Annotated in this window: 21 protein-coding genes; 17 read left to right on the forward strand and 4 right to left on the reverse strand. The window is 71.9% G+C overall.

Features of this window, described 5'->3' with window-relative positions:
• Positions 1-89: 89 nt before the first annotated feature.
• The 3 genes from FREUN1FDRAFT_RS18085 to alr all read left to right on the forward strand — a co-directional run bounded on the left by FREUN1FDRAFT_RS18085 (position 90) and on the right by alr (position 3,515).
• Positions 90-632 carry an SWIM zinc finger domain-containing protein gene (locus FREUN1FDRAFT_RS18085; protein WP_006541571.1) on the forward strand — a complete coding sequence of 181 codons (543 nt, stop codon included), beginning with the start codon at positions 90-92 and terminating at the stop codon, positions 630-632.
• Positions 633-753: 121 nt separating this feature from the next.
• A complete protein-coding gene (locus FREUN1FDRAFT_RS18090; protein ID WP_006541572.1) occupies positions 754-2,379 on the forward strand; it encodes an NAD(P)H-hydrate dehydratase in 1,626 nt (541 codons plus the stop codon).
• A complete protein-coding gene (gene alr, locus FREUN1FDRAFT_RS18095; protein ID WP_006541573.1) occupies positions 2,376-3,515 on the forward strand; it encodes an alanine racemase in 1,140 nt (379 codons plus the stop codon). The genes FREUN1FDRAFT_RS18090 and alr overlap by 4 nt, the downstream gene beginning before the upstream one ends.
• A gap of 153 nt (positions 3,516-3,668) precedes the next feature.
• Here the strand turns inward: alr and FREUN1FDRAFT_RS18100 are convergent, their stop codons facing one another.
• The gene (locus FREUN1FDRAFT_RS18100; protein WP_006541574.1) at positions 3,669-4,010 is read right to left on the reverse strand and encodes a hypothetical protein; all 342 of its coding nucleotides are present in this window, start codon (positions 4,008-4,010) and stop codon (positions 3,669-3,671) included.
• Positions 4,011-4,366: 356 nt separating this feature from the next.
• Here FREUN1FDRAFT_RS18100 and FREUN1FDRAFT_RS18105 point away from each other — a divergent pair, with 356 nt between their 5' ends.
• The 6 genes from FREUN1FDRAFT_RS18105 to tsaD all read left to right on the forward strand — a co-directional run bounded on the left by FREUN1FDRAFT_RS18105 (position 4,367) and on the right by tsaD (position 10,901).
• The gene (locus FREUN1FDRAFT_RS18105) at positions 4,367-5,608 is read left to right on the forward strand and encodes an alpha/beta fold hydrolase (protein WP_006541575.1); all 1,242 of its coding nucleotides are present in this window, start codon (positions 4,367-4,369) and stop codon (positions 5,606-5,608) included.
• A gap of 190 nt (positions 5,609-5,798) precedes the next feature.
• Positions 5,799-6,242, forward strand: coding sequence for a tRNA (adenosine(37)-N6)-threonylcarbamoyltransferase complex ATPase subunit type 1 TsaE (tsaE, locus tag FREUN1FDRAFT_RS18110; protein ID WP_006541576.1), 444 nt, complete (start codon positions 5,799-5,801; stop codon positions 6,240-6,242).
• A gap of 811 nt (positions 6,243-7,053) precedes the next feature.
• Complete coding sequence (locus tag FREUN1FDRAFT_RS18115; RefSeq protein ID WP_006541577.1) at positions 7,054-7,989, forward strand: TetR/AcrR family transcriptional regulator; 936 nt, start codon at positions 7,054-7,056, stop codon at positions 7,987-7,989.
• Positions 7,990-8,429: 440 nt separating this feature from the next.
• A complete protein-coding gene (gene tsaB / locus FREUN1FDRAFT_RS18120) occupies positions 8,430-9,233 on the forward strand; it encodes a tRNA (adenosine(37)-N6)-threonylcarbamoyltransferase complex dimerization subunit type 1 TsaB (protein ID WP_006541578.1) in 804 nt (267 codons plus the stop codon).
• A 53-nt stretch (positions 9,234-9,286) separates the two neighbouring features.
• A complete protein-coding gene (gene rimI, locus FREUN1FDRAFT_RS18125; protein ID WP_050795917.1) occupies positions 9,287-9,784 on the forward strand; it encodes a ribosomal protein S18-alanine N-acetyltransferase in 498 nt (165 codons plus the stop codon).
• A gap of 94 nt (positions 9,785-9,878) precedes the next feature.
• Positions 9,879-10,901: a tRNA (adenosine(37)-N6)-threonylcarbamoyltransferase complex transferase subunit TsaD gene (gene tsaD / locus FREUN1FDRAFT_RS18130; RefSeq protein ID WP_006541580.1), complete on the forward strand. Its 1,023-nt coding sequence runs from the start codon at positions 9,879-9,881 to the stop codon at positions 10,899-10,901.
• 112 nt (positions 10,902-11,013) lie between these two features.
• Here the strand turns inward: tsaD and FREUN1FDRAFT_RS18135 are convergent, their stop codons facing one another.
• Positions 11,014-11,652 carry an FMN-dependent NADH-azoreductase gene (locus FREUN1FDRAFT_RS18135; protein ID WP_006541581.1) on the reverse strand — a complete coding sequence of 213 codons (639 nt, stop codon included), beginning with the start codon at positions 11,650-11,652 and terminating at the stop codon, positions 11,014-11,016.
• A 322-nt stretch (positions 11,653-11,974) separates the two neighbouring features.
• Here FREUN1FDRAFT_RS18135 and FREUN1FDRAFT_RS18140 point away from each other — a divergent pair, with 322 nt between their 5' ends.
• The 4 genes from FREUN1FDRAFT_RS18140 (at position 11,975) to groL (ending at position 15,175) form a co-directional block, all read left to right on the forward strand.
• The gene (locus FREUN1FDRAFT_RS18140) at positions 11,975-12,682 is read left to right on the forward strand and encodes a MarR family winged helix-turn-helix transcriptional regulator (RefSeq protein ID WP_232295257.1); all 708 of its coding nucleotides are present in this window, start codon (positions 11,975-11,977) and stop codon (positions 12,680-12,682) included.
• The gene (locus FREUN1FDRAFT_RS18145; protein WP_006541583.1) at positions 12,679-12,966 is read left to right on the forward strand and encodes a hypothetical protein; all 288 of its coding nucleotides are present in this window, start codon (positions 12,679-12,681) and stop codon (positions 12,964-12,966) included. Before FREUN1FDRAFT_RS18140 ends, FREUN1FDRAFT_RS18145 begins: the two co-directional genes overlap by 4 nt.
• Before the next feature lie 127 nt (positions 12,967-13,093).
• Positions 13,094-13,402: a co-chaperone GroES gene (gene groES, locus FREUN1FDRAFT_RS18150; protein ID WP_006541584.1), complete on the forward strand. Its 309-nt coding sequence runs from the start codon at positions 13,094-13,096 to the stop codon at positions 13,400-13,402.
• Between the two features lie 123 nt (positions 13,403-13,525).
• A complete protein-coding gene (gene groL / locus FREUN1FDRAFT_RS18155) occupies positions 13,526-15,175 on the forward strand; it encodes a chaperonin GroEL (RefSeq protein WP_006541585.1) in 1,650 nt (549 codons plus the stop codon).
• 428 nt (positions 15,176-15,603) lie between these two features.
• Here groL and FREUN1FDRAFT_RS18160 read toward each other — a convergent pair whose 3' ends face one another.
• Together FREUN1FDRAFT_RS18160 and FREUN1FDRAFT_RS18165 are read right to left on the reverse strand one after the other, a co-directional pair.
• Positions 15,604-15,936: a WhiB family transcriptional regulator gene (locus FREUN1FDRAFT_RS18160; RefSeq protein ID WP_006541586.1), complete on the reverse strand. Its 333-nt coding sequence runs from the start codon at positions 15,934-15,936 to the stop codon at positions 15,604-15,606.
• A 638-nt stretch (positions 15,937-16,574) separates the two neighbouring features.
• On the reverse strand, positions 16,575-16,991 hold the full coding sequence (locus FREUN1FDRAFT_RS18165) for a DUF5319 domain-containing protein (RefSeq protein ID WP_035952132.1): 417 nt from the start codon (positions 16,989-16,991) through the stop codon (positions 16,575-16,577).
• A 576-nt stretch (positions 16,992-17,567) separates the two neighbouring features.
• Between FREUN1FDRAFT_RS18165 and guaB the strand changes: the two genes are divergently transcribed.
• From guaB to FREUN1FDRAFT_RS39915, 4 genes are all read left to right on the forward strand, one after another.
• Positions 17,568-19,208 carry an IMP dehydrogenase gene (gene guaB, locus FREUN1FDRAFT_RS18170; protein ID WP_006541588.1) on the forward strand — a complete coding sequence of 547 codons (1,641 nt, stop codon included), beginning with the start codon at positions 17,568-17,570 and terminating at the stop codon, positions 19,206-19,208.
• A 169-nt stretch (positions 19,209-19,377) separates the two neighbouring features.
• Positions 19,378-20,508 (forward strand): GuaB3 family IMP dehydrogenase-related protein, encoded by a 1,131-nt coding sequence (locus FREUN1FDRAFT_RS18175; protein WP_006541589.1) that lies wholly within the window; start codon positions 19,378-19,380, stop codon positions 20,506-20,508.
• A gap of 119 nt (positions 20,509-20,627) precedes the next feature.
• Positions 20,628-22,154 (forward strand): hypothetical protein, encoded by a 1,527-nt coding sequence (locus FREUN1FDRAFT_RS18180; RefSeq protein ID WP_006541590.1) that lies wholly within the window; start codon positions 20,628-20,630, stop codon positions 22,152-22,154.
• A gap of 229 nt (positions 22,155-22,383) precedes the next feature.
• On the forward strand, positions 22,384-25,410 hold the full coding sequence (locus FREUN1FDRAFT_RS39915; protein WP_050795916.1) for a hypothetical protein: 3,027 nt from the start codon (positions 22,384-22,386) through the stop codon (positions 25,408-25,410).
• Positions 25,411-25,414 lie beyond the last annotated feature (4 nt).

Consider the following 25,414-nt stretch of genomic DNA (forward strand, 5'->3'; position numbering starts at 1 on the left):
AAGCTCACGATATATCGCGAGCGGACGCCTGGCAAGGTGGCCTCCCACCTGGCCGGCGCGCACGTGCGTCGGTTCCGTAGGATTAGAGAATGATCATTTCGGCTTCCGAGGGTGACGGCCACGGCGAGGGTGCGGTCACCCCGCTCGAGGCCGCCTTCGAGGAACGTGCCTGTGCCCAGAGGGCTGGCACGGCCGTCTTCATGGAAGGCGTCAGCCTTGCTCTGCTCGGCCGGGTGGAGCAGCTCCGGATCCGTCCCACCAACGCGTCGGGCACCGTCGATGACGACGGTCACCAGCAGGTCAGCCTGGTGGCTGGCGACGATGGCCCAGGCTCGACCTGTACGTGCTCCGACAGTGTGGGCGGGGTGTTCTGTCGTCATGCCGTAGCGGTCGCCCTGGTTGCCACCGGGTCGGCCGGAATGGCCGACGACGATGACGACGAGGAAGGCCACGGCGAGGAGCTCTTCGCCGACGATCCCGTGCACGCGGCCATCAGGGTCTTCCTGAGCCGCGTCCCGCGGGCCGAGCTGGTCGAGACACTCCTCGACGCCGCGGACGAGAGTGACGCCGTCGCCGACGCGCTCTGGGAAGCCACCGTGGCCTGGCACGGCCGTCAGCACGGGGCTGCCTGAGCGCAGCCCGCGAAGCCGGGTCGCCGCGCCGACTCCGCTGCCCTGCCGCCGGGCGGGTCGCCGCACCCGTACGGCCGGCCCGGGCGTGCAAGCGGCGTGCCCGAGGCGGGAGCATGGCGCCATGCTCGAAGCGCACACCGTCGCCGACGTGCGGGCCGCGGAGGCACCGCTGCTTGCCACGCTGCCCGCAGGTGCCCTCATGCAACGGGCTGTGTCCGGATTGGTGGCCCATGTCGGCCGGCGCCTGGGCCGGGTTTACGGAGCCCGGGTCGTCGTCCTCGCCGGTGGCGGCGACAACGGTGGCGACGCGCTGTGGGCCGGTGCCCGGCTCGCCGCGCGGGGCGCGGTTGTCCATGCACTGGCACCGGGACGGACCCATCCCGAGGGCACGGCGGCCCTGCTCGCCGCGGGTGGCCGCCTGTACCGCACCGGTCCGCCCGAGTCCGGCGCACGCGGTGCCGGTTCGGGCGCCGCTGGTTCGCGCGGTGGCGGTTCGCGTGCTGGCGATTCCCGCGGTGGTGCGAGCCCTGACGGGCTGGGCGGTGACCGGGCCGCGGAGCTGCTCGCCTCGGCGGACATCGTGCTGGACGGTCTGCTGGGTATCGGCGGCCGGGGCGCGCTACGCGATCCGTACGCGGCGCTCACCCGCCTGACGCCCACCGCGCGCACGGTTGCCGTCGACGTGCCCAGCGGTGTCGACGCCGACACCGGCGCGGTGGCTGACGGCGCCGTGCGGGCCAGCAGCACGGTCACCTTCGGCACCTACAAGCGGGGCCTGCTGGTGGGACCCGGCTCGACGCACACGGGCCAGGTCGAGCTGGTCGACATCGGGCTGGCGCTGCCCGCCGCCGATCTGCGCGCATTGCGGGACGGTGACGTGGCCCGGCTGCTGCCGGTGCCGGTGGCCACCGATTCGAAGTACACCCGGGGCGTCCTCGGGCTCGTCGGCGGCAGCGACCGCTATCCCGGCGCGGCCGTGTTGGCCGTCGGTGGAGCGTTGCGCGGGGGAGCGGGCTACCTCCGGGTGGCAGCGCAGGCGCGGGCCGCCGATCACGTCCTGCGCGCGCACCCCGAGGCGGTGGTGACGGTGATCGAGCCCGGGGACGCCGACGCGGCGCTTGGTGTGGGCAGGGTTCAGGCTTGGGCGATCGGGCCAGGCCTGCCGGCGGACGAGACCACGGGACGGCTCGTGACGGCACTGCTGGAGCGCACCGACGTCCCGTTGCTGGCCGACGCCGGCGCTTTGGAGCCACTCGCCGCCGTTGTCGCCGACCGGCCCACCCTGCTGCGGGAGCGAACCGCCCAGGACGGGACGAACGAGGTCGTCCTGACGCCGCACGAGGGCGAATTCGCCCGTCTGGTCGCCACCGCCCTGGGTTGGGACGCCTCCGCTGTGCCGGCCCGCCTCGCCGCGGATCGGCTGGGCACCGTTCGCCGGGCAGCCGCCGAGCTCGGTGCGACGGTGCTGCTCAAAGGGGACCGAACCATCGTCGCTGGCGCCGGCGGCGAGTCGTTCGTCAACCTGACCGGCACGCCGTGGCTGGGAACGGCCGGGTCCGGCGACGTCCTCACCGGGCTGACCGGATCCCTGCTGGCCGCGGGTCTGGCACCGGTGTGGGCGGCCGCGGCGGGCGCCCACCTGCATGGCCTCGCGGCCGGGCGGGGCCCGCGCCCGCTGGCTGCCAGCGACATTCCGGCACTGCTCACAGCGACCATCGGGGACCTGCTTGCTAGCGTCGAGGCGTGAGCCAGTCGCACCTGCCGCGCGCGTACGCGGCCATCGATCTTGACGCTGTTCGCGATTCGGTGGCGGCGCTGGTAGTCCGGGCACGGAACGCGACGACCATGGCCGTGGTCAAGGCCGACGGTTACGGCCACGGCATGGTGCCCTGCGCGCGGGCGGCGCTGGACGCCGGGGCGGGCTGGCTGGGCACCGCGTTCCTGGAGGAGGCGCTCAGCTTGCGCGCCGCCGGGATCAACGCCCCGATCTTCTCCTGGCTGGCCGCCCCGGGTGAGCGGCTGGCCGCCGGGCTTGCCGCCGACATCGACCTGTCCGCGTCGGCGACCTGGGCACTTGCCGAGCTCGCCGCGGCCGCGCGGCAGGTCGGCAGAGCCGCACGAGTGCACCTGAAGGTCGACACGGGTCTCGGGCGCGCCGGTGCCACCGCGGAGGACTGGCCGAACCTGTGCGACACGGCCGCGGCCCTGGAAGGGGAGGGGCTCCTCGACGTCGTCGGGGTCTGGAGCCACTTCGCCTTCGCCGACGACCCCGGGCACCCGACCGTGCAGTCGCAGATCGGTCGGTTCGGTGACGCGATGGACGTGGCGCGCAAGGCCGGCCTGAACCCGCAGATCCGGCATCTGGCGAACTCGGCGGCGACGCTGATCACCCCGGAGGCGCATTTCGACATGGTCCGCCCGGGCGTGTCGGTGTACGGCCTGTCGCCCGGGCCCGAGGTCGGGCCGCCCTCGGCGTTCGGGCTGCGCCCCGCGATGACCCTTCGGGCCACCACCGCGCTGGTGAAGCGGGTCCCGGAGGGGACAGGGGTCTCCTACGCGCACCGGTACACGACGCGCTCCGAGACCAATCTCGCCGTCATCCCCCTCGGCTATGCCGACGGAATCCCCCGCGCGGCGACCAACACGGCCGAGGTTCTGCTCGGTGGCCGGCGCCGCCGCATCGCCGGCACCGTGTGCATGGACCAGTTCGTGGTGGATGTGGGCGTCGACCCGGTGGCTGCCGGCGACGACGTCGTGCTTTTCGGGCCGGGCCACCACGGTGAGCCGACCTCTGACGACTGGGCCCGCGTGCTCGGCACCATCAACTACGAGATCGTCACCCGGGTCGGCGCTCGAGTCCCACGGGTCTACACCGGAGGCTGATCCGGCCCGGCGCGCCGACCGGATCGCAGCCCCCGCACAGCCATCGGCGGCACCAGCGGCGCTGGCGCCTCAACAGCGCGCTGGCCGCCCCGGTGGCACTTACCGCGTCAGCAGCGGCCGCTGCCGCCCTGTGTCAGCGGCCGCGGCCGCCGGTCAGCAGCCGCAGCCGCCGCTGCCGCAGGAACCGCCGGAACCGCCGTCATGGGAGTGGCCGGTGGCGGCACCACCGAACATCCCACGCTCCATCCGGCGACGGACCGGCTGCGGGTTGGCCGCACGCTCGGCGGCCTGCTCGATCTCCGCGCGCGTCGTCAACGTCAGCATGACCGGCCCGCCCGCGGCCGGGGCGGGGCTCGCCGCTCCCGCAGCGCCGAGACCCGAGCCCAGCTCGAGGTCGTCCTCGAGGTCGTCCTCGAGGTCGTCATCGACGTCGACAGCGCCGCCGCCGTACGCGGGCGACGTCGCCGGCTTGCTCTTGCGCCACCGCAACTTCACGAGGCCTCCCCTGGTCACAACCGCATGGCCCGACGTGTTCAACGCTAGCGGAGGATCTGGGTCAGGTCCTTATGGATCTTGTTGATCCTCTGTCGTCTTTCTGCCGGGTCGCGCCGGTCCTTCTACTTGCGCGTTTGTGCAGGCCGACCGCCTGCGTGGCCGGATCGGACCGGAGTGTCCGACCCGGCGGACGCGTGGCGTGACACCCGGCGGGATGGCACCATCGGGCATACCGGTGTGTCGTGCCGCTATTGGTGCGCGCGCGACAGTTGGTGTACGCGCGACTTCCGGTGGGCTGGATCCGGCCGGATGGATCCAGTCGAGTGGATCCGGTGGAGTGGAGAGGTGGGCGGACGATGGTGGGTGTCCCAGCCGCGAGCGGTGGCACCGATGTCGGCGATGCCCCCGGTCGTTCCCACCGCTCCGGCCTGGCCGGGGTACCCGCTGTCACGGGTGGCGTGGCCCGGGCGGCCGCGCGGGCTGCCGGGGCGGTCGTGGGATCCCGCGCCGCGCGCCGGGGTGGAACCGCCGGCCTCGTCGGCGCGGTGCTGGCGGCGGGCCTGATCAGCGAGCGGCGTACCGTCCGCCGGCATCGCGCCGTGCCGGATCTACCCGACGATGACGGCGTCGGGCCCATCGGCGGGCGGGTCTCGACGGTCATCACAGCGTCGGATGGCGTCGCGCTGTATGTCGAGGAGACCGCCCAGGAGCCACGGCCGAGCGCGGCGAACGACGCCGGTGCGCCGACCCTGGTCTTCGTCCACGGCTTCTGCGTGAACAGCGACTCGTGGGTGTTCCAGCACCGTGCGCTGCGGGATCTGGGGCCGATGGTGTTCTACGACCAGCGGGCGCATGGGCGCTCCGGGCCCTCCGAGGCAGGCAACTGCACCATTGACCAGCTCGCCGCCGACCTGCACCAGGTGCTGACCGAGCGGATTCCCACGGGGCCGATCGTGCTGATCGGTCACTCCATGGGCGGTATGACGATCATGGCGCTGACTGGCACCCATCCCGAGCTGTTCCGGGACAGGGTGGTGGGCGTGGCGCTGCTGTCGACCAGCGCGGGCGAGCTGCCCCGGCTGACCTTCGGCGTGCCGTCGCTGCTCGCCGGAGGGGTCCATCGGGTGCTGCCGCCACTGCTGGGCGGCATGCAGCGTGCGCCCGTGCTGTTCGAGCGGGCGCGTCGGCGTGGCAGTGACTTCTCCTGGGAGATCACCCGCCGCATCGCCTTCGGCTCGACCGAGGTGCCGCCGTCGGTCGTCTCGTTCCTCGAGGAGATGGTCGGGGACACGCCGATCCCGGTGATGGCGGCCTTCATGTCCACCCTCCTCGACCATGACAAGGTAGCGGCCGTGGCGGGTCTTCGCGGCACCCCGACTGTCATCCTGGTCGGCGACAGTGATCTCATGACACCGGTCGAGCACAGCCGTGTCCTCGCCCGTCTGCTGCCCGACGCCGAGCTGCGGATCGAGCCCGGTCCCGGGCACGCGATCATGCTGGAATGCCCTGCCGTCACCAACGAGGTCATCCGCGGCCTGGTGGAACGTGTCCGGGTACCCGCGGCACCGGGTCCCCGGGCAAGTGAGCCCGTGACCTGAGCGGTAGGCGCCCCGGGGGTGCGCCGCCCGCCGCCCGCGCCGCACCGCCCGTGCTCCAACCGGCCGGGCCACGACCAGGAACGGACCCGACCCGATGACCACGCCCGCCACGCCCGGCACATCCGCCACGTCGGCGCAGCCGCCTCCCACGCCGGTCGCTCCGGAGATCGTGGCCGAGGATCCTGACGGCATGCGGGCGATCGGAGCGCGGCTCGCACCGGTACTGCAGCCCGGTGATCTGATCATTCTCGACGGTCCGCTGGGCGCCGGGAAGACGGTCTTCGTGCAGGGCCTTGCGGCGGGCCTGGGGGTTCGGGCGCAGGTCACCTCACCGACGTTCGTCCTGGCCCGAGTCCACCCGGACGGCCGTCTGCCGCTGGTCCACGTGGACGCCTATCGGCTGGGCGGGGTGGCGGAGGTGGACGATCTCGACCTGGACGCCGACCTCGCACAGTCGGTCACCGTCGTCGAGTGGGGCTCCGGGTTGGTGGAGCAGCTGGCGGGTGCCCATCTGCGGATCGAGATAAGCCGGCCCGCGGGTGACGAGGCGGGCGAGGTGCGGCGGGTGCGCCTGCGCCCAGCCGGGGCCGACTGGGCGCGGCGTCTGGCCTCGCTCGGCCTGGCGCCGCGCTGACCTGCACGTTCGTCCCAACCCGCGGAGGCAGCCCCTCCCTCCGCGGGCGTTAGCCGGCTTGTGCCATCGGCGGGACCGTGTGGACGTCCGCTCGGCGGGGGACCTGCTCTGGTGCCCGAGTTCGTCCGAGTCAAAGTCGTCGACCTGTTGGCGTCGGGTGGTCGGCTGCCGCGGTGGGCCGGTCGGTGCTTGCCGGGAGCCGTGCGATGCGGAGAGGAAGCGCCTCGCGGCGGCGTGCGGCGGCGCGACGCGGGCTACGTCCCGCGGGCGGCGGAGCCCACGAAGTAGTCCATGCCGTGGCGTCCTGAGGGCGCCCGTCGGCGGCGGATCGGGGGACTGGCCGGCGTCGAGGCCCTCGGATGTGGTGAACCGGGCCGCCCCCGCGGGCGGCGCCCGCCGGCCCGGGGGTGGCCCGCCGGTGCCGTAGCACCTTTTCGGGTGGGCATGTTCGGGTAAGCGGGAAAGTGATTCCGGGAACATTGGGCCTTCTTGCCGGTAGTTAATCCCTGACGAGTTCCGGAATGAGGACCGTCACCGCAGGTGAACCATGGCTCAGCCCTCGGTGTCCTAGATCATGTTAAGATCGCGTATCCCCCGGTTAATGCCTGGTCCAGGCCTGCTCCCATACCGCCTCGCGGCTGGTTGTGTCGCGGCAAGCGGCCCGTAAGGACAAACAGTCAACGTTCCGTAGTTGATGAGTTGTTCCGCTATATTGGCGGCGTAGGCGCGAAGTTCATGCATGCGGCGGCCCACCCGTGTCATGACCGCGAGAATCCGTTGATGGCCAGTTGTGGCCGTGAGAGGGGCGCGCGTGCGCAGCAGCACCGCTGTCGACCTTGTAGAGGCTCCGGCTGAGCGCTCGGCCCGGTCCCGCAGGACCCGAAGCGACTTCCTGGCCAGCCGGCGTGACCTTCTCGACGCGGTGGGGCGACTCCTCGCGCGCAACGGACGCCGTTTCAGCCTGGTGGATCTCGCGGCCGAGGCCGGAGTGTCGACGGCGACCGCCTATCGGCACTTCACAGACGTCCACGACGCGCTCGACGTCTACTACCTGCAGCTCATCGACGTCCTGGTGACCGACATCCGAGCCCTGTCGACCGGTGACGACCACCTCGGCAACTTCGAGGTGGTCTGCGAGGTCTGGGTCCGCTCGGTCGCCCGGTGGGGTCGGGCCGCGGTGCACGTGCGCTCCGCGCAGGGCTACCTCGCCCGGCTGCGGGGGCAGGACGACCTGGTCTCCAGGCTGCACGAGGTGCTCGCACCGGTGCTGGTCGGGCTGGCCGAGACCGGCTTGCTGCCGCCGCAGGAGGCCGAGTACGCGGTCCTGTTGTGGGCTTCGGTCTTCGACGAGCGTGTGATCGTCGACCTGCTGGACACTCTCGGCTGGTCGGTGGAGCAGGTCGCGCAGAAGCTCACCGCCTCGGCGCTGCGGATGCTCGGCTACACGGGCTGGAGCCCGTTGCGCTCATCGTTCCCGCCGGCGTTGGGTGTTCCCGCGCACAGTCCGGCGGCACCGCGGATGCCCACCGTTCCGGCGCCCACCGTTCCGGCGCCCACGGTTCCGGCGCCCACCGGCCCGCTGGCGGGCTCCGCTCGCCTGGGCCGTCCGCCGCGGACCACGGGCGCTGTCACCTCGTCGGTCCACGGCCGCGCGGGTCTACCGCCGATCGCAGGCCTGCCGTCGATCGGCGTCGATCCGCGGATCCGGCACCGTCCCTCGGGTGGCCCGGCCCGCCGCAGCCACTGAGCCGGGTACACCGAGCCCGGCACACCGGCCGCCGGTCGTCGGCTGGTTGTCCGTTGTGATTTCCCGGGTCGGCCGGCGGGGGCGGACCGCTCCGCGTGCGGCGGCCGGTCGCGGTTCGTTCACGGCTCGCCCGCGTTCACCGGCGGCGGCTCGCACGGCATTCTCTGAATTTCCGCAGATATTCCTGACGGTCATATCCTTTTTTCTGGCCGTGCCGGTGTGCGTGGATGTTCGGAAACGCGCTCCCGGAGGCCGGTGGAAATTCCCGCGGAAGGCGTCGGCCGGCCCGTGTTTCGGGAGTCGGAGGGAGTCGGGGCAGACGCTCGGAGGTCCTGGTGCGCCGGCGGTCGGGCAGATGGTTCGGGTACGGATCGATCGGGTGCCCGGACGCCGGGCGTGCCGGGCGCCAGGGGCGTCCGGCGGGTCCGTAGGCTGGACAGATGCTGGTCCTGGCGCTGGACACCTCGACGGCGGCCTGCACGGTCGCGCTGGTCGAGCTGGGCGCACCGGCCTCGGCGGCTGTCGGGTCGGGGCCCGAGCGGGTGCTCGCGGAGAGATCCGCGTGGGACGCCCGCCGCCATGGTGAGCTGCTGGCGCCCATGATGAGCGCCGTCCTCACCGAAGCCGGGGTCCGGCCGCCCGACGTGGCCGCGGTCGTCGTCGGCGTGGGCCCGGGGCCCTTCACCAGCCTTCGGGTGGGCATGGTGACCGGGTCGGCCTTCGCAGCGGCGCTCGGTATCCCGGCACACGGCGTCTGCTCGCTGGACGGCATCGGCCTCGGGACCGCGGGCCCGGTGGGGGTCGTGACCGACGCCCGCCGTCGTGAGGTGTTCTGGGCCCGCTACCAGGACGGAACGCGCCAGGGGGAGCCTGCCGTCGGCGCGCCCGCCGCCGTCGCGGCGGATCTGCTCGCGGCAGGGGTGCGCCGGGTGGTGGGTCCCGGTGTCGCGCTGTATCCCGAGGCCTTCGCCTCCTTCGAGCCCGTGACGCCCCTCGTCGGTGAGTCCGGCCAGCCCGGCCAGCCCGGTCATGCCGGTCCGGCCGGTGAGTCGATCTGTCCGGCGCCGCCGCTCCTCGTCCGGGTCGCGGCGGCGGCCATCCTCGATGGCCGTGCACCGGGACCGCTGGTGCCGCTCTACCTGCGGCGGCCCGACGCGGCCGAGCCTCGTCCGCCCAAGTCCGTCACGGCGGCAACGGAGGCTGGGGCCGTCGCCCCGGCGGCCGCCGGGGCGACGGCGGGTTGACCGCGGTGGCTGTGAGTCCGTCTCCAGGCACCGGCGACGTCGACCTGCTGCCCATGCGCTGGTGGCATCTGGCCGGGATCGCATCGATCGAGCGGCGGGTCTTCGACCTCGATCCGTGGTCGGCCGAGCTCTTCTGGTCCGAGCTTGCGCAGGGTGACAGCCGGAACTATCTGGTGGCGGTCTCGGCCGGGTCGATCGTCGGATATTCGGGTCTCGCCCTTCAGGGGGACGAGTCCTACATCCAGACCATCGGTGTCGTGCCGGAGATGCGTGGCCGGCGTCTCGGAGCCCGGCTGATGATCGCCCAGCTCCGGGAGGCTCGCCGTCGTGGCGCGCGCAGCTGCGGGCTGGAGGTCCGGACGGACAACGTCGCGGCCCGAGCGCTGTACGCCGGCCTGGGCTTCGTGGATCTCGGTGTCCGCCGGGGCTACTACCAGCCTTCGGGCGGGGACGCGTATGTCATGAGGGCCCGCCCGATCGACACCGTCGGGTACGGGGCGTTGCTGGACCGCATCGAGGCCGCGATCGCCCGGGACAGGGCGGCATCGTGACGGTTCGCGCCTGGGCGGTGGTTCGTACCTGGGCGGTGGTTCGCTGGGTGGCCGGTCGCGCGTCGGCGTCGCCGGTGGTGGTGGGAGGCAAAGGATGACGAGCAGGGACAGCCCGCTCGTGCTTGGCATCGAGACGTCCTGCGACGAGACCGGAGTCGGCCTGGTCCGTGGCGGGGTCCTGCTCGCCGACGCGCTCGCGTCGTCGGTCGACGAGCATGCCCGCTACGGAGGTGTCGTACCCGAGATCGCGGCCCGCGCGCACCTGGAGGCGATGGTCCCGACGATCGAGCGGGCGCTGGGCCAGGCCGGCCTGCGGCACCGTGATGTGGACGCCGTCGCGGTGACAGCTGGACCGGGGCTGGCCGGGGCACTGCTGGTGGGCGTCGCGGCGGCGAAGGCGTACGCGCTCGCCCTCGGCGTCCCGCTGCACGGCGTGCACCACCTCGCCGCCCACGTCGCCGTGGACACGCTTGAGCACGGCCCGCTGCCGCGTCCGTCCGTGGCACTGCTGGTCTCCGGGGGGCACAGCTCGCTGCTGCTGGTACCCGATCTCGCGACCGAACCGGTGGTGCCGCTCGGTGCCACGGTGGACGATGCCGCGGGCGAGGCCTACGACAAGGTCGCTCGCCTGCTCGGCATGCCGTTCCCGGGCGGTCCGCCGATTGACGCGGCGGCCCGGGCGGGACGGGCGGACATCCCCTTCCCCCGGGCCAAGGCCGGGGACGGAACCTTCGACTTCTCCTTCTCCGGCCTCAAGACCGCCGTGGCGCGCTGGGTCGAGGCACGGCGGCGGTCCGGGGAGCCGGTGCCGGTGGCGGACGTCGCGGCGTCGTTCCAGGAAGCGGTCGCGGACGTGCTGACCGCGAAGGCGGTCGCCGCCTGCCGCGCCCATGGCGTCGACACGCTGGTGATCGGCGGCGGTGTCGCCGCGAACAGCCGGCTGCGGGCGCTTGCGGCCCTGCGGTGTGAGGCCGCGGGCATCACCCTGCGGGTGCCGCGGCCGGGCCTGTGCACCGACAACGGCGCGATGGTGGCCGCGCTCGGCTCGCTGCGGGTGGAAGCAGGTGTGGCACCGTCGTCGCTGGAGCTTGCGGCGACCTCCGCTCTGGCGCTCTGAGCGGATCTCTGGATGGCCACGGCGCCAGGGCGACTGCGAGGTTCCGCCCGGATCGCGGTCCTGCCTGGACCGCGATCCGCTGACGGAAGGTCCGGTCTGTGGCGGCGACGGCTCAGCCGCTCGTGGCGCGGCGCCGGGCGGCCTGCTCGGCGGAGTCGAGGGAAGCCGCGAAGAGGTCCTTGAACTCCGCGAGCGCCGGGTTGACCGGCGCGAGGGTCATCACGACGGTGATGAACTCGATGTTGTCGGCGCCGAGGGCTTCGAAGGCGTGCCGCAGGTAGGGGACCTGGTGGTCCCAGCCCTCCTTGGGTGTGCCGGGCGCGTAGGAACCGCCCTGCGCGGTCACGACGGTGACCTTCTTGCCGGCGAGCACACCGCCACCGGCCTCACCGGGCGTGGTGCGCCCCATGACGATGATCTGGTCCAGCCAGGCCTTGATCGTCGACGGGTACGAGTAGTTGTACATCGGGACGGAGACGACGTACTCGTCCGCCTTCTCGACCTCGCCGAGGTACTCCTCGCGGACCCGCACGGCCTCGGCCTGCTCCGGGGTGAGCTGCTCGGGGTCGGTGTAGCCGCTGGACACCAGCGTCCAGCTCAGGTGCGGGGGAGGGGTGGCGGCCAGGTCGCGGTGCGTTACCGAACCTTCCGGGTTGTGCTCGCGCCAGGCCTCGACGTAGGCAGCGGCGACGCTTCGGGAGACCGAGCCCTCCGGCGCAAAGCTGGAGTCGACGTGAAGCAGATTGGGCACCAGGAAACTCCTTGATCGTCATTGGATGGATCGGGGTGGCTGGCCCGGAGGGCCGTGGCCGGCGCTCGCGCGGCGAGGAACGACTGGCGACGGGCTCCCGGGCAGACGCGGACACGTCGCCTGGGCGGCTCCGCGCCGGCATGGCCTGCCTCTGCCTCTGCCTCCGCCCTGCCACCTGTCGCGTAGATGTCCATGCAGATGATTGCCCCGTAAAATAATCTGTGTCAACACCTATCTGTGTGTCAGACGAGTTGTTGATGATCGGCTAGGTAACTGGTCGGGGTACTGTGTGAGCGTGGAGCGGTCGTTGGGTGGTGCCTCTGTGGCGCCTTCGTCGGCCGATGCGCGGGGTCCGGAGCCGGCTGCGGAGCGGCTGGAAGCCGGCCTGGCTGCTGGTGGCTCCGCCTGTGCTCCACGCGATGACTGCGGCTCGGCGGGTGGCGCCGACCTGGATCTGCCCGTCAGCGTGCGCCACGACCTGCGGTGGATCGTCGGCCAGATCCACCACGGCTACCTGGCGGCCTCGGTGGCCGCGGTCGGTGGGCTCCCCGGTGGCATGAAGGGGTTCTACGTCCTCGAATCCGCGGTCGAGGGGGTGGCCCACAACCAGATCGAGGTGGCCCGCCGCTTCAACATCGACCGGACCGTGATGGTGCGGCTCATCGACGAGATGGAGCGCGCCGGGCTGGTGGAGCGGCGTCCGGTGCCGACCGACCGGCGGGCGCGGATGATCGTCGCCACGGAGCTGGGTATCGGCGAGTACCACCGGGCGCGGGGCGCGTTACGTGCCGTTGACGACCATGTCCTGGCGCCGCTGGCACCCGCGGACCGGGATGCCTTCGTCGCCTTCGCGCGCCTCGTCTCGGAGCATCTGGTCGCGATGGACCCGACCAAGGGTGCCGCGGCGTGTGTGACAGCCGAGGCGACGATGAGGGCCGAGGTGACGATGAGGGCCGAGGTGGCCAACGGTGGCGGTGCCTGCGAGCCGACCCCTGACGCCACCGGTGGCGGGCCCCAGGCGCGGGGATGACCACCTGGATGTGGGAGGCCCGGGCGGCCCAGGGTCGGGTGGCCGACCTCGAGGCCTGGGCCTGGGTCGCCGTGCGTGGCCAGGAGGCCGAGATCTATTTGGGGCGCGGGGCGTCGTCGGGTCTTGTTGTGATCCTTCTGCACATCGGTGGCGGTGGTCTGGAAGCTGACACGGTCGGGCCGCCGTTGCCGGACCCGCCTGTCGGGCTGGTGACGGGCACGGTGCACGCCTGGCAGTTCGAGCGGGCCGATCCCCGTCTTGACAGATCCGACCGTGTTGGTTGACGTCCGTGGTGCGGGTGCTAAGTTGGCACTCGGCACTTGCGAGTGCCAGCGACAGGCGCCTGTTCACCCGCGACGGCAGGCCGCCAGGGTCGCTCTCTCATCCAGCGAAGGAAGGGGGAGGTCGATCGTGACGACCACCGCCACCAAGGTTGCAATCAAGCCGCTCGAGGACCGGATCGTCGTCCAGCCTTCGGACGCCGAGACGACCACCGCGTCCGGCATCGTGATCCCGGACACGGCGAAGGAGAAGCCCCAGGAGGGGACTGTCCTGGCCGTGGGCCCGGGTCGTTTCGAGGACGGCAAGCGCGTCCCGCTCGACGTCAAGGTCGGCGACGTCGTGCTCTACAGCAAGTACGGCGGCACCGAGGTCAAGTACTCCGGCGAAGAGTACCTGGTGCTCTCCGCCCGGGACGTCCTCGCGATCATCGAGAAGTAGGACTGGTCGCCGGCAACAGCAGGCGGGGCGTGTCCCACCGGTGGTCCCCGGTATCCACCGGGGCCCCGGCGGGGCACGCCCTTCTTGTTTCGCCAGGCCGCCGTGTCGGAGGGACACGCAGGTATGCCGAAGATTCTGACGTTCAACGAGGACGCGCGCCGCTCGCTTGAGCAGGGTGTCAACGCCCTCGCGGACGCCGTCAAGGTGACGATCGGCCCGCGTGGCCGCAACGTCGTCATCGACAAGTCGTACGGCGCGCCGACGATCACCAACGATGGTGTGACGATCGCGCGCGAGGTCGAGCTGGACGACCCCTACCAGAACCTGGGGGCGCAGCTTGCCAAGGAAGTCGCCACCAAGACCAACGACGTGGCCGGTGACGGCACGACGACGGCGACGGTGCTGGCCCAGGAGATGGTGCGCCAGGGCCTGAAGCTGGTCACCGCGGGCGCTTCCCCGCTGTCGCTCAAGGTCGGCATCGAGGCGGCCGTCGAGGCCGTCTCTTCGGCGCTGCTGGAGGCGGCGATCGAGGTCGACTCGAAGGAGACGATCGCCCAGGTCGCGGCCATCTCGGCGCAGGACGTCCAGGTCGGTGAGCTCATCGCCGAGGCGATGGACAAGATCGGCAAGGACGGTGTGATCACCATCGAGGAGAGCCAGACCATGGGTCTGGACCTCGAGCTCACCGAGGGCATGCAGTTCGACAAGGGCTACATCTCGCCCTACTTCGTAACCGACCAGGAGAGCATGGAGGCGGTCCTCGAGGACGCCTACGTGCTGCTGCACCCTGGCAAGATCGGCGCCCTGAACGACATCCTGCCCCTGCTCGAGCAGGTGGTGCAGGAGCGCAAGCCGCTGCTGATCATCGCGGAGGATGTCGAGGGCGAGGCGCTGTCCACCCTCGTCGTCAACGCGGTGCGCAAGACCTTCACGGTCGTCGCGGTGAAGGCTCCCGGCTTCGGGGACCGCCGCAAGGCGATGCTGCAGGACCTCGCCGTCCTCACCGGCGGTCAGGTCGTCGCTGCCGAGGTCGGCCTCAAGCTCGACTCGGTCACGCTGGCCGACCTCGGTCGGGCCCGGCGGATCGTCGTCGACAAGGACACCACCACCATCGTCGACGGTGGCGGCGACGCCGACACCGTCGGTGAGCGGGTCCGCCAGATCAAGCAGGAGATCGAGCTCTCGGACTCCGACTGGGACCGGGAGAAGCTCCAGGAGCGTCTGGCCAAGCTCGCCGGCGGGGTCGCGGTCATCCGCGTCGGCGCCGCGACGGAGGTCGAGCTCAAGGAGAAGAAGCACCGCCTCGAGGATGCGGTCTCCGCGACCCGTGCCGCGGTCGAGGAAGGCATCGTGGCGGGCGGCGGGACCGCGCTCGTGGACGCCGCCGCCGTGCTCGAGGGCGACCTCGGGCTCACCGGTGATGAGCGGTCCGGCGTGCAGATCGTGCGCCGGTCGCTGGACGCGCCGCTTGCCTGGATCGCGCGGAACGCCGGTCTCGAGGGCGCGGTGATCGTGTCCAAGGTCCGCGAGACCGGAACCGGCATCGGCTTCAACGCGGCCACCGGCGACTACGGCGACCTCGTCGCAGCTGGTGTGGTGGACCCGGTCAAGGTCACCCGCTCCGCGGTGGCGAACGCCGCGTCCATCGCCGCGCTGCTCATCACCACCGAGAGCCTGGTGGCGGAGAAGCCGGAGGCGCCCGCGGCGGCCCAGGGCCACTCCCACTCCCACGGTGGGCACGGGCACTCGCACTCGCACGGGCCGGGCTTCTGACCCGTCCCGGCAGCAGCGGGTCGCCCACCCGCCGGCACCGGCGAGGTAGCACCGTGGCCGAGGCCCGGTCGGTCATCAGGACCGGCCGGGCCTCGGTCGTTCTCCGGTGGCGATCGCCGGTGTGCACGAGCGCCACCCCGGTGTGCACGAGCAAGGTCGCGCCGGACGCCACCCGGGTCGGGCACCCGACACCTGATCACGGGGCGCTCACCCGTCGCGGGTGGTCGCCGGGGATGGGTGGTGATGTCCGAACAGGGGGCGGTCAATCGGCCAGCTGAGGGCCGGGGAGTGCTTCTGCGGCAGGGGTGCTTCTGGAGCAGGGGAGGCCTCTGGGGGCCATGGGGTCCCTGCAGACGCGAGATCCCCGGGTCCGTCCTGGCGTGGCAGGGGACGGGCCCGGGGATATCGGTACTCGGTGATCGAACCTTTCAGCAGGCCGGTGCGAGACCGGGCCGCGCCGTCGTGTGACGGGCCGCGCCTCGCCGGGTGCGCCCGGTCAGGACGGCCTCCCGTTCGGACTCACTCATTCCACCCCAGACGCCGTACGGTTCCCGGGCCGCAAGGGCATGCTCTCCGCAGGCCCGGATGACCGGACAACGTGCGCAGATGGCCTTCGCCGCGGCTTCCCTCGCGGCTCGGGCCGGGCCGCGCTCGCCCTCGGGATGGAAGAAGAGCTCGGTGCTCTCGCCTCGGCAGGCGCCGTGGAGCTGCCACTCCCACTTCTCCGCACCGGGGCCTGGAAGTCGTCGGACGTCGGTCATAGGTCTGACCCCCCCTTTCGACCTGAGCGGCTGGCGCCGCGACTACCCGGTCACCGTAGCCGCCCGCCGTCGACTGGAGATCTTGGAATTTCACCCGGTCGGCCGGCGCCGCGCCCCCGCTGCCGCCCGCTTTGCCCGGCATCTGGTCTGCCTGGCATCTGGCCACGGGTGGACCACCGCGGTGTGATCCGCGCCTGGGCGGCCGTGGCCCGCACGTGGACGGACGACGGCCGTCGGTGGCGCCGGCAGGGAACACGAGGACGGCACGACCAGGTCTGACCCGTGGACGTCCGACCGCCGGCACCGACGACGACACGAGACCACCATCGATCACGGGTGCCTCGCGCTCCGCCGGCAGCATCGACCTACCCGCCAACCGGTCGCTAACACGAGCCGACGTCGAACACGAGCCGACGCCGGGATTCGCCTGACTTGCCGGGAGAGGTTCGCCTGGGAGAGCACGAGCTGCTCAGGGCATGCGCGCATGCCCGCCTGGCCTGGCCAGCGCGGACGAAGGGTCGCCTGGCATCTGTGCCGGCCAGGACAGGGCCCGGCCGGCATGCGGCATCGGTCGGCACGGGCTGTCTGGCCACGAGGCCCGCCAGCACGGCCGCCCGCTCAGCGGACGACTGAGCCCGTCACCGCGTGTCCGCCTCGGACGCGGTGGAGGCCTCGTAGGCGCCATCCGCGAATCCGCGTGCGTAATCCCAGCTCACGTAGCAGGCGGGATCCGGAGCGTAGGCGGGCTCATGCACCCGGGTGCGACCCTCGTCGAGGAGGTGCCGCAGGTTCCCGGCAAGCAGGTCCCAGTCGAAGTAGTGCGGCTCGGCGCACCCCTCGCAGTCGACGACAAGTCCCCGGAAGCCACGCGGTTCGAGCAGCGTCCGGAAGACGTCGAGGTCGCCCAGCTCGGCGAGGATCTCTTCCCGCTCACGGAGGGACAGCGGTTCAAGCAGGTCCAGATCCTCGGCGGAATCGAGCTGCGCGAGCTCGGCCGCCGGGTCCTCGGGGTCGCCCGCGAAGGGGTCGAGGGGCTCGTTGCTCACGAGGAACACGCTACGCTTGTAGCCCCAGCTTAGTGGTCCCGATACCGAGTCCGGCACCGACGTGCGGGGCATTCGTCCAACATGCCCGAATCTGTCCGGTCCTGGATGGCTTCCAGTGGTGCTCGCACAGCTGGTGGGATGTGTCTGTGCGGCCTCCGGTGGTCTGGTCTGTGTTCGGCCTGTCTGGCTGCAAGGATCGTGTTTCGCGAAACCCGATACGGAAACAAGGTCATTGTGGTAGGGGCTCGCTGATTTCGTAATCAGCCACCTGAACTTCGACGGACCGGGTACGGAGCGGTCCGCATCCCGGCGTCGAGTCGGCGACGCGTGGCATCTGTGGTGCTCTCGGTCACGCAGGGGCGTTCGGAACGGTAAGGGGGCCTCTACGATGGGGGGCATCACCGTCGCTCGGCCGGCGGGCCGCGCACTCGCGCGGCGTGCTCGACACGTCGCTCCGGGCGGCACATCTGTTCGTACGGATGTGCCCCCAGGGTTTGCCGGCTCGTCCGGTTTCCGGGCGCGGAACCCCCACGCGCCGCGGGGAAGCCACCGCCGGCGCGGGGCCGACGCGAACGGAAAGGTGCCATGGACGGTTCCGCCGCCATCCCGACGACCCCGACCACGCGCGCGGGCGGGGAACCCGACCTCGACTCGGCGTTCGGTCAATCGGCCGATGCCCGCTTCACCTCCGCGGCTCCCGGCGCTCCCGGCGCCGAAGGAGCATCCCTCCCGCCGAAACTGGCGATGCTGGGGCTGACCTACGACGATGTGCTGCTCCTGCCGGCGGAGTCCGAGGTGGTGCCGGCGTCGGTCGACACGGCCACCCGCCTGTCGCGCAACATCTCGCTGGCCATCCCGCTGGTGTCCTCGGCCATGGACACCGTGACCGAGGCGCGGATGGCGATCGCCATGGCCCGCCAGGGCGGCGTCGGTGTGCTGCACCGCAACCTTTCGGTCGACGACCAGGCACAGCAGGTCGACATGGTGAAGCGCTCCGAGTCCGGCATGATCACCGCGCCGATCACCTGCGGACCCGAGGCGACGATCGAGGAAGCGAACGTGCTGATGGCGCGTTACCGCATCTCGGGCGTGCCGGTGACCCAGCCGGATGGCCAGCTCCTCGGCATCGTGACCAACCGCGACATCCGTTTCGAGCGGGACTACTCGCGCCGGGTCCGGGACGTCATGACCCCGATGCCGCTGGTCACCGCCGCGGTCGGTGTCTCCGCCGACGACGCGCTCGGCCTGCTGCGGCACAACAAGATCGAGAAACTGCCGATCGTCGACGAGGCGGGCCGGCTTCGTGGCCTGATCACGGTGAAGGACTTCACCAAGCGTGAGCAGTACCCCAACGCCACCAAGGACGCGGACGGCCGCCTCATGGTCGGCGCCGCGATCGGTGTCGGTGAGGACGCGTTCAAGCGTGCCCAGGTGCTGGTCGCCGCGGGTGTCGACTTCCTGGTCGTCGACACGGCCCACGGCCACCACCGGGCGGTGCCCGACATGATCGCGCGGATCAAGACGGAGATGCGTGCCGGGGCCGACGGCCGTCCCCTGGACGTCATCGGCGGCAACGTGGCCACGGCCGCGGGCGCGGCCGCACTTGTCGCCGCCGGTGCCGACGCCGTCAAGGTGGGTGTCGGGCCGGGTTCCATCTGCACCACCAGGATCGTGTCCGGCGTCGGTGTCCCGCAGGTCACCGCGATCTACGAGGCCGCGCGGGCCGCCCGGGCGGCCGGCGTGCCGGTCATCGGGGACGGCGGCCTGCAGTACTCCGGTGACATCGCGAAGGCGATCGCGGTCGGTGCCGACACGGTGATGCTCGGCAGCCTGCTCGCGGGCGTTGACGAGAGCCCGGGCGAGCTGATCTTCATCAACGGCAAGCAGTACAAGTCCTACCGGGGGATGGGCTCGCTCGGCGCCATGCGCAGCCGGGGCGGAAACCGGTCCTACTCGAAGGACCGTTATTTCCAGGACGACGTGCTGTCCGACGACAAGCTCGTGCCTGAAGGGGTCGAGGGCCAGGTTCCCTACCGTGGCTCGCTGGCGGGCATGGCGCACCAGCTCATCGGCGGGCTTCGGGCCGCGATGGGGTACACCGGGTCGGCGACGATCCGTGATCTCCAGGAGCGCAGCCAGCTGGTGCGGATCACCTCCGCCGGGCTCACCGAGAGCCACGCCCACGACGTCCAGATGACGGTCGAGGCGCCGAACTACACCCGGTGAGCCCTTCCACCGTCGATTCGGACCTGCGGCATCCCTGACCGTGGACCGTGAGATGGAAGAGGCTCGTGATCCAGGCGCCTGTCCAGCATCGTTCCTGCCGCGGCCGGCTGTCCGTCTGGTAGGCAGGGTGGTTGGCGTAACTACTTAGTTGACCAGGAGGCCGGACGCGGTGGCTGACGTCGAGATCGGTATCGGGAAGAACGCGCGGGTGGCCTACGGCCTGGACGCCGTGGGCATCGTTCCGTCGCGACGAACCCGCGACCCAGCCGACGTCTCGCTCGGCTGGGAGATCGATGCCTACCGCTTCGGGCTTCCGATCGTCGCGGCGGCCGCCGACGCGGTCACCTCGCCCGCGTCGGCGATCGCTCTCGGGCGTCTAGGTGGGCTCGGGGTGCTGCACCTGGAAGGCCTTTGGACCCGGCACGAGGATCCCGAGCCGCTCCTGGCCGAGGTGGCGGCGCTCGGCGCCGAGTCCGGTGCGGTCGCCGCCACCCGGCGTCTGCGTGAGCTGTACGCCGCACCTGTGCAGCCCGAGCTCATCGGCGCGCGTCTGCAGGAGATGCGGGAGGCCGGGGTCGTCACGGCGGCCGCGCTGCGGCCGCAGAAGCTGCGGTCCCTGTGCCCCTATGTGGTGGCTGCCGGCGTCGACCTCCTGGTCGTCCATGGCACGGCGGTGTCGGCGGAGCATCAGTCGCGTCGTACCGAGCCGCTCAACCTGAAGCAGTTCATAGGACAGCTCGACATTCCGGTGCTGGTCGGCGGCTGTGCGTCCTTCTCCACGGCGCTGCATCTGATGCGTACGGGGGCGGCCGGTGTGATCGTCGGAGTCGGCGGCGGGCTGGGTGACGACACCGCCTCAACCCTCGGAATCGGTGTACCGCTGGCGACGGCGATCGCCGACGCGGCGGGTGCGCGAATGCGCTACCTCGACGAGTCCGGTGGTCGTTATGTCCACGTCATCGCCCACGGCGATCTCCGTACCGGCGGGGATGTGGCGAAGGCGGTGGCGTGCGGAGCAGACGCCGTCATGGTGGATTCGCTGCTCGCGCAGGCGGTGGACGCTCCCGGCCAGGGCGCGGCCTGGTCGATGGAGATCCTTCATTCGGACCTGCCTCGTGGGCGTTGGGCACCGGTGGCGACGTCACACTCCGTGGCGGAAATTCTCACCGGCGGTGGTGGCACGGCCGAGGATGGTGTGGCGAACATCGCCGGAGCGCTGCGCGTGGCGATGGCCACAACGGGCTACGCGACGCTGAAGGAATTCCAGAAGGCAGAGGTCATGATCGCGGCCGGAGGCTGAGCGGGCCAACAGGGGTGGGGCCGATGGCGCGTGGCGCCCACGCTGTCGACCCGGGCGCCTTGCGCGCGGTTCGTCGTGGCACCCTGGGATCCGTCCGTCTCCGGATCGAAGGATGACCGATGCGCCTCGACGAGAACGGCCGCTGGGTCAGCGACGACGGCGCCTACGTTTGGGACGAACCCGCCCAGACCTGGCGGCTGGTGAACGCTGCGCCGCGTCCTGACGTGCCCGCGGCGGGTCCCTCAGCGCCCGAGGGAACCGCCGCTGGTTGGCGTGCCGAGGCCGCGCGCCCCGTTGCCGGCCACGCGGTGGGCGCCGCGGGCTCTGTGGTCGCGGCAGGTGAGAGCACTGCGGCCTTCCGTTCCCGCGTGGCGGATGCGACGTCCGCGAGTCCGGTCACCCGCATGTCCATCGATGCCTGGACCCCGCCCGAGGCGGGCCCGACCGTTCCCGCGCCCGACCGCGCGACACCGACCGGTCCGATCTTCACCGGTGAGGCGTATACCGGGCCGACCCGGACTGCCTCGGCCTTCTCCGGCTACGGGAGCTCGACCGATGCGCCGCGTGTCGGTGGGAGTCCCGCGGAGGTCGTGGGTACGAATCTGGTGAAGCCCGGACCAGCCAGTGCCGATCCGATTCAGGTCGATCCGGTCCGTGTCGATCCGATACGCACCGACCCGATCGTCCGTGTCGACCCGGTCGTCAGCGTCGATCCGACTCACACCGATCCGGTCCGGTTCGACCAGGCGCGCGGCGACCAGGCGCGGGGCGACCAGGCGCGGGGCGCGCAGGGTGACAGCGGGCCGCGTCGCTCGGACGGTGCGGGCGCGGATCCGGTCCGGGTCGGTGGCGACAGCACAGATCCGCTTCCCCTGCCCACAGGATCCCAGGGCGCCGGCGGCGGGTCCGCCTGGGCGGTGCCGGAGATCGCGCGTGATCCCGCCGAGAACACCGATGGCATTCCCCGGCGCACCGCGCCCGTCCGGCCGACGTCGACGACAGGCCCGGACGTGCGCCCGGACCCCGCCTCGGATCCGGGCGACGAATGGATTCCCGACGCCGACGGCTGGTACGGCACCTCGGACACGCCCGGCGGCCGTGATCCCGGCGATGGCCGGGAGGGTCGTGACCGTGCGGCGGCGCGGCGGCGTGGGACCAGGCCTCGTCCGGTGGGCGTGCTGGACCCGCATGGAGACTGGGAGGCGGGCGGCGAGGACGGCGAGCCCGGCTTCGACGGCGCTGTCGTGGGCGGGGTCGATCCGGCGCCGGGTCTCGCGGGCCTGACCGGGTGGATCGCGGCGATGCTGCGTCGGCCGACGGCGATCGCGATCGCGACCGCCGTCGTGCTCGTCGTCGCGCTCGGGGCGGCCGGATTCATCGTCCTGGGGGGCGGTGACGACAAGAGCGCAACCGCCACCAGCTCCGCCGTACCGGAGGGTCGCTACGACACCACGGTCCGTCAGACCTACATTGACGCCTGCCTCGGTGTCAGCAACGGCAACGAGCGTTACTGCACCTGCACGCTGCAGAAACTGGAGGACAAGTACAGCCAGGAGCAGTATCTGGCCTTCAGCCGAGATGTCGAGTCCGAGGACTCCCAACGCATCGTGCGCGAGGTCTACACGGCCTGCCGTACGCTGCGGTGAGAGTGTCCGTGTACAGTGTGATGATCCCGTTTACGGCCGGTTCACGTCTTATCGGTTCGGCGGCTCCCTGGGGGCCGTGGGAAAGGTCGTGGCCACATTCGCGGTCGCAGTCATGGCCTCACCGACGAGGGCGGTCGATGAGCGGAATCAATGAGGCGACAACGATGGGCGCGGGCTTGGCGCTGGCACGTGAGCCCAACCCTCGTGGCGGCAGGCGGGTGATTGATCCGTGACAGCAGGCAGCACGGACCGACCAACCGGCGGTCGTCGCGACGATGACTTCTTCGCCGTCGAACGTGTCGGGGAGCCGGAGGAGTCGACCACCTACCGGCCGCCCGCGACCGCGGACGTCGGCTGGGATGTCACACCCTGGCGGGACGTCGACCGCGATGTGAGCGGTAGTTCCCCGCTGACAGGTGGTCCGGTCGTCGATGGTCCGATCGTCGGCGGGCCCATGGTCTCCGGTGGCGCATCGCCCGGTGGTGGTTCCGCGGTCGACGGCGGTCCTGTGGTCGGTGGCGCCGCACCTCGCAGTAGTGATCCGTTCGATGTCAGCTCCACCTGGAGCGGTGGCGTGCCGGCGGTCGACGTCGGAGCCGTCCGACCGGATCTCGACCCACAGCGGCCGGCCACCGGCGGATTTCCGGTGCCGCCGAGCTACGGGCCGGCGACACAGACGTATGTCGAGCCGACACCACCACCGCGGTACCCGACGGAGAGCGGGGCCTTCCCGCCGGTTCGTCCGATCAGCCCCGACACCGGATCGGTGCGTATCGGCGGCCCGGACCCGAGCACATCCTCGCGGGGCTGGCTTCCTGCCGGTGACAGCACCGGTTCGTCGGGTGGACTCAACCCCGCCACTGGAAGCTTCGCTCTTCCGTCGGCCTATCCGGCACGTCCCGCGGAGCACCCCGCGCCTTTGGACGGGCCGGGCCGCGGCGGCGAACAGGCCGGATACAACGGCTACCAGCCGCCTCGTCCGAACACGTCCGACCTGGCGCCGCCACAGGCGCCGAGCGGGCCGAGGAGCGGTGCGCCGCTGCGGCTCGATCAGACGGGTGGTTTTCCCAGGCCGGTGACCGGCTACCCGGCGCGGCCCGACAGCGGTGCCGGGGCCGGCACGGCTGGTACGGCTGGTACGGCGGGGCAGAACACCGTGGACCCGTGGAACGGGCACGGGTCGGGTTCGGGGCAGCAGATGGGTGCGTCGCTGCCGCCCCGCCAGACTTCACCGACCGGTGGTCATTCTCGGCAGGGCCCGCCGACCGGCGGTCACCTTCGGCAGGTCCCGCCGACCGGCGGCCAGCTGGGCCGCGATCCGCTGACCGGTGACCGTCCGCGGCAGGGCCCGCCGATCGGCGGGCATTCCCAGTCGTCGCAACGACCTCACGACGGCTACCAGGGCCGTGCTGACCCGGGCTGGAGTCAGCACACGCCGGCGCCGGCTGCCGGCCAGTACGGTTCGGCCGGCCTGGAGACGAGCTACCGTCTGGGCGGTCCGGGCGGCTACGGCACCGACCCCGGAGCCGTTCACGGGCCGAGCGGATTCTCCCCGACCCGCGGTGCACCGACCGGTGGCCCGTCGACCGGTGGCCCGTCGACCGGTGGCCCGTCGACCGGTGGCGGGGCGGCCGCTCCCCCTGTCGGGAGCACTCCTGCGCGCCCTCTGGCGGCGCAGGCCCCCGTGGCGACGTCCGGTCACCATCCCGCTGTCGGGCGGTCCGCACCAGGCACACCGCCGCCTCGTTCCAGTCCGGCGGGCCTTGACCCCGGACCTACGGGGCTGCCCGGTCAGACGGCGTTGCCCGGTCAGACGGCACCGTCCGGGCCGTGGCGTACGCCGGCGGCACGCCCGGCGGTCGAGGACACCATCACCACGGGACGTCCGCCATACACAGGGGGTGTTCCGGCGCTGCCGCCGGGGCGTTCCGGCGGGGCGGGCCCGGAGTCGGGCGTGGTCTCCTCGCCCCCGGCGCCGCGGCCGGATGCCGGAGCCGGAACCGGTCCCCGGGCGGCAACGAGCCCGAAGGCCGGCCCGGTGACCAGGCCGGGCAGGGAACGGCGTCCCGAGAGCGCGGTCGAGATGACGTCGCTGGTGACGCGTCGTGGGCGAGGTGGAGGTACGCCCGACGCGAGCGATGATTCCGGGTGGCAGCCGTCCCGGTCGGTACGCCGGACGGGCGCACGGGGAGTGCCGGCTGACCGTCGGCGCACCCCGAATCCGGTGACGGACACCAACAGCCTGCAGGCGGTCTCCGCGCCTTCGCAGCGGCGAGGCCCCGGGCGTTCCGAGGAGAGCCCCGCCGACGCGGCCCCCACCGGTCGGTTCCGCGCGGCACGCGCGAACAAGGCCGCCAGCGGTGCGCCGGAGGTTGAGGATCCGCCGTCACCCAATCGCCGGTCGGCGGCGCGCGGTGCCGGCAGAGCCAGCCGCGACGGCGACGGCGCGGGCCTGGCAGGCAGGTCACGGGGGGATTCCGCCGACAGCGTCGACAGCCGGGGTGGCCACGGCGAGACCGGCCGTGGCAGCCGTGGCGGTCGTGGCCGTGATGCCGGCACGGCCGGTGGTGGCGGTCGTGCCGGCGCCGCCAGTGGCAGCGGAAGCGTTAGCGGTAGCGGCACAGCCCGTGGCGGCGCCGCCGCCGATCGGCGCGGGACGCGTGCGGTCGGGGTGCTGGAACCTGCGGATTTCGACGACGAGCCGGACGAGCCGAGCCTGCCGCAGGACCGGCTGGCCTGGCTGCGGCACGGGTGGATCGGCCCGCTTGGTATCGCGCTGGTGGTTTCGCTGCTTGTCGTCGGCCTCTACACCGTGCTCGTCGGCGGTGGCGGGGAAAAATCGCCGCAGGACGCGGCGACGGCGAATCCCAGCCCGGCGACGCAGGTCGCGACCTCACAAGAGGCGATCGCGGGAAAGGCCATGGTCAACGGCACCTGGCGGTGCCGGCTGCAAAATGAGAGCGCCACTAATGGCGACATGCTTGGTGACGTGCTCCCGGATGTGCTCGTCGTCCCTGCGGCAGGGCTGACATACACGTGGAACGATACGCCGGGAACGTACACGATATCGCCGTCTGAGGGCGACCGGTCGGGTTCGACGATCTCTCGGGTCGAGTTCACCAGCGGTCCGCTCGCCGGGGTGCCGGCCGATCATCTCCTCTCCGAAATGAACAGTGGCGCGGCCCAGGGAACGCTCTACCTGCAGCCCGTGGCGAACGATCCGAGCAAGCCGCGTCGGTACTGCTACGTGAACTGAGTGG

The organism is Parafrankia sp. EUN1f, from assembly GCF_000177675.1.
Lineage (GTDB): Bacteria > Actinomycetota > Actinomycetes > Frankiales > Frankiaceae > Parafrankia.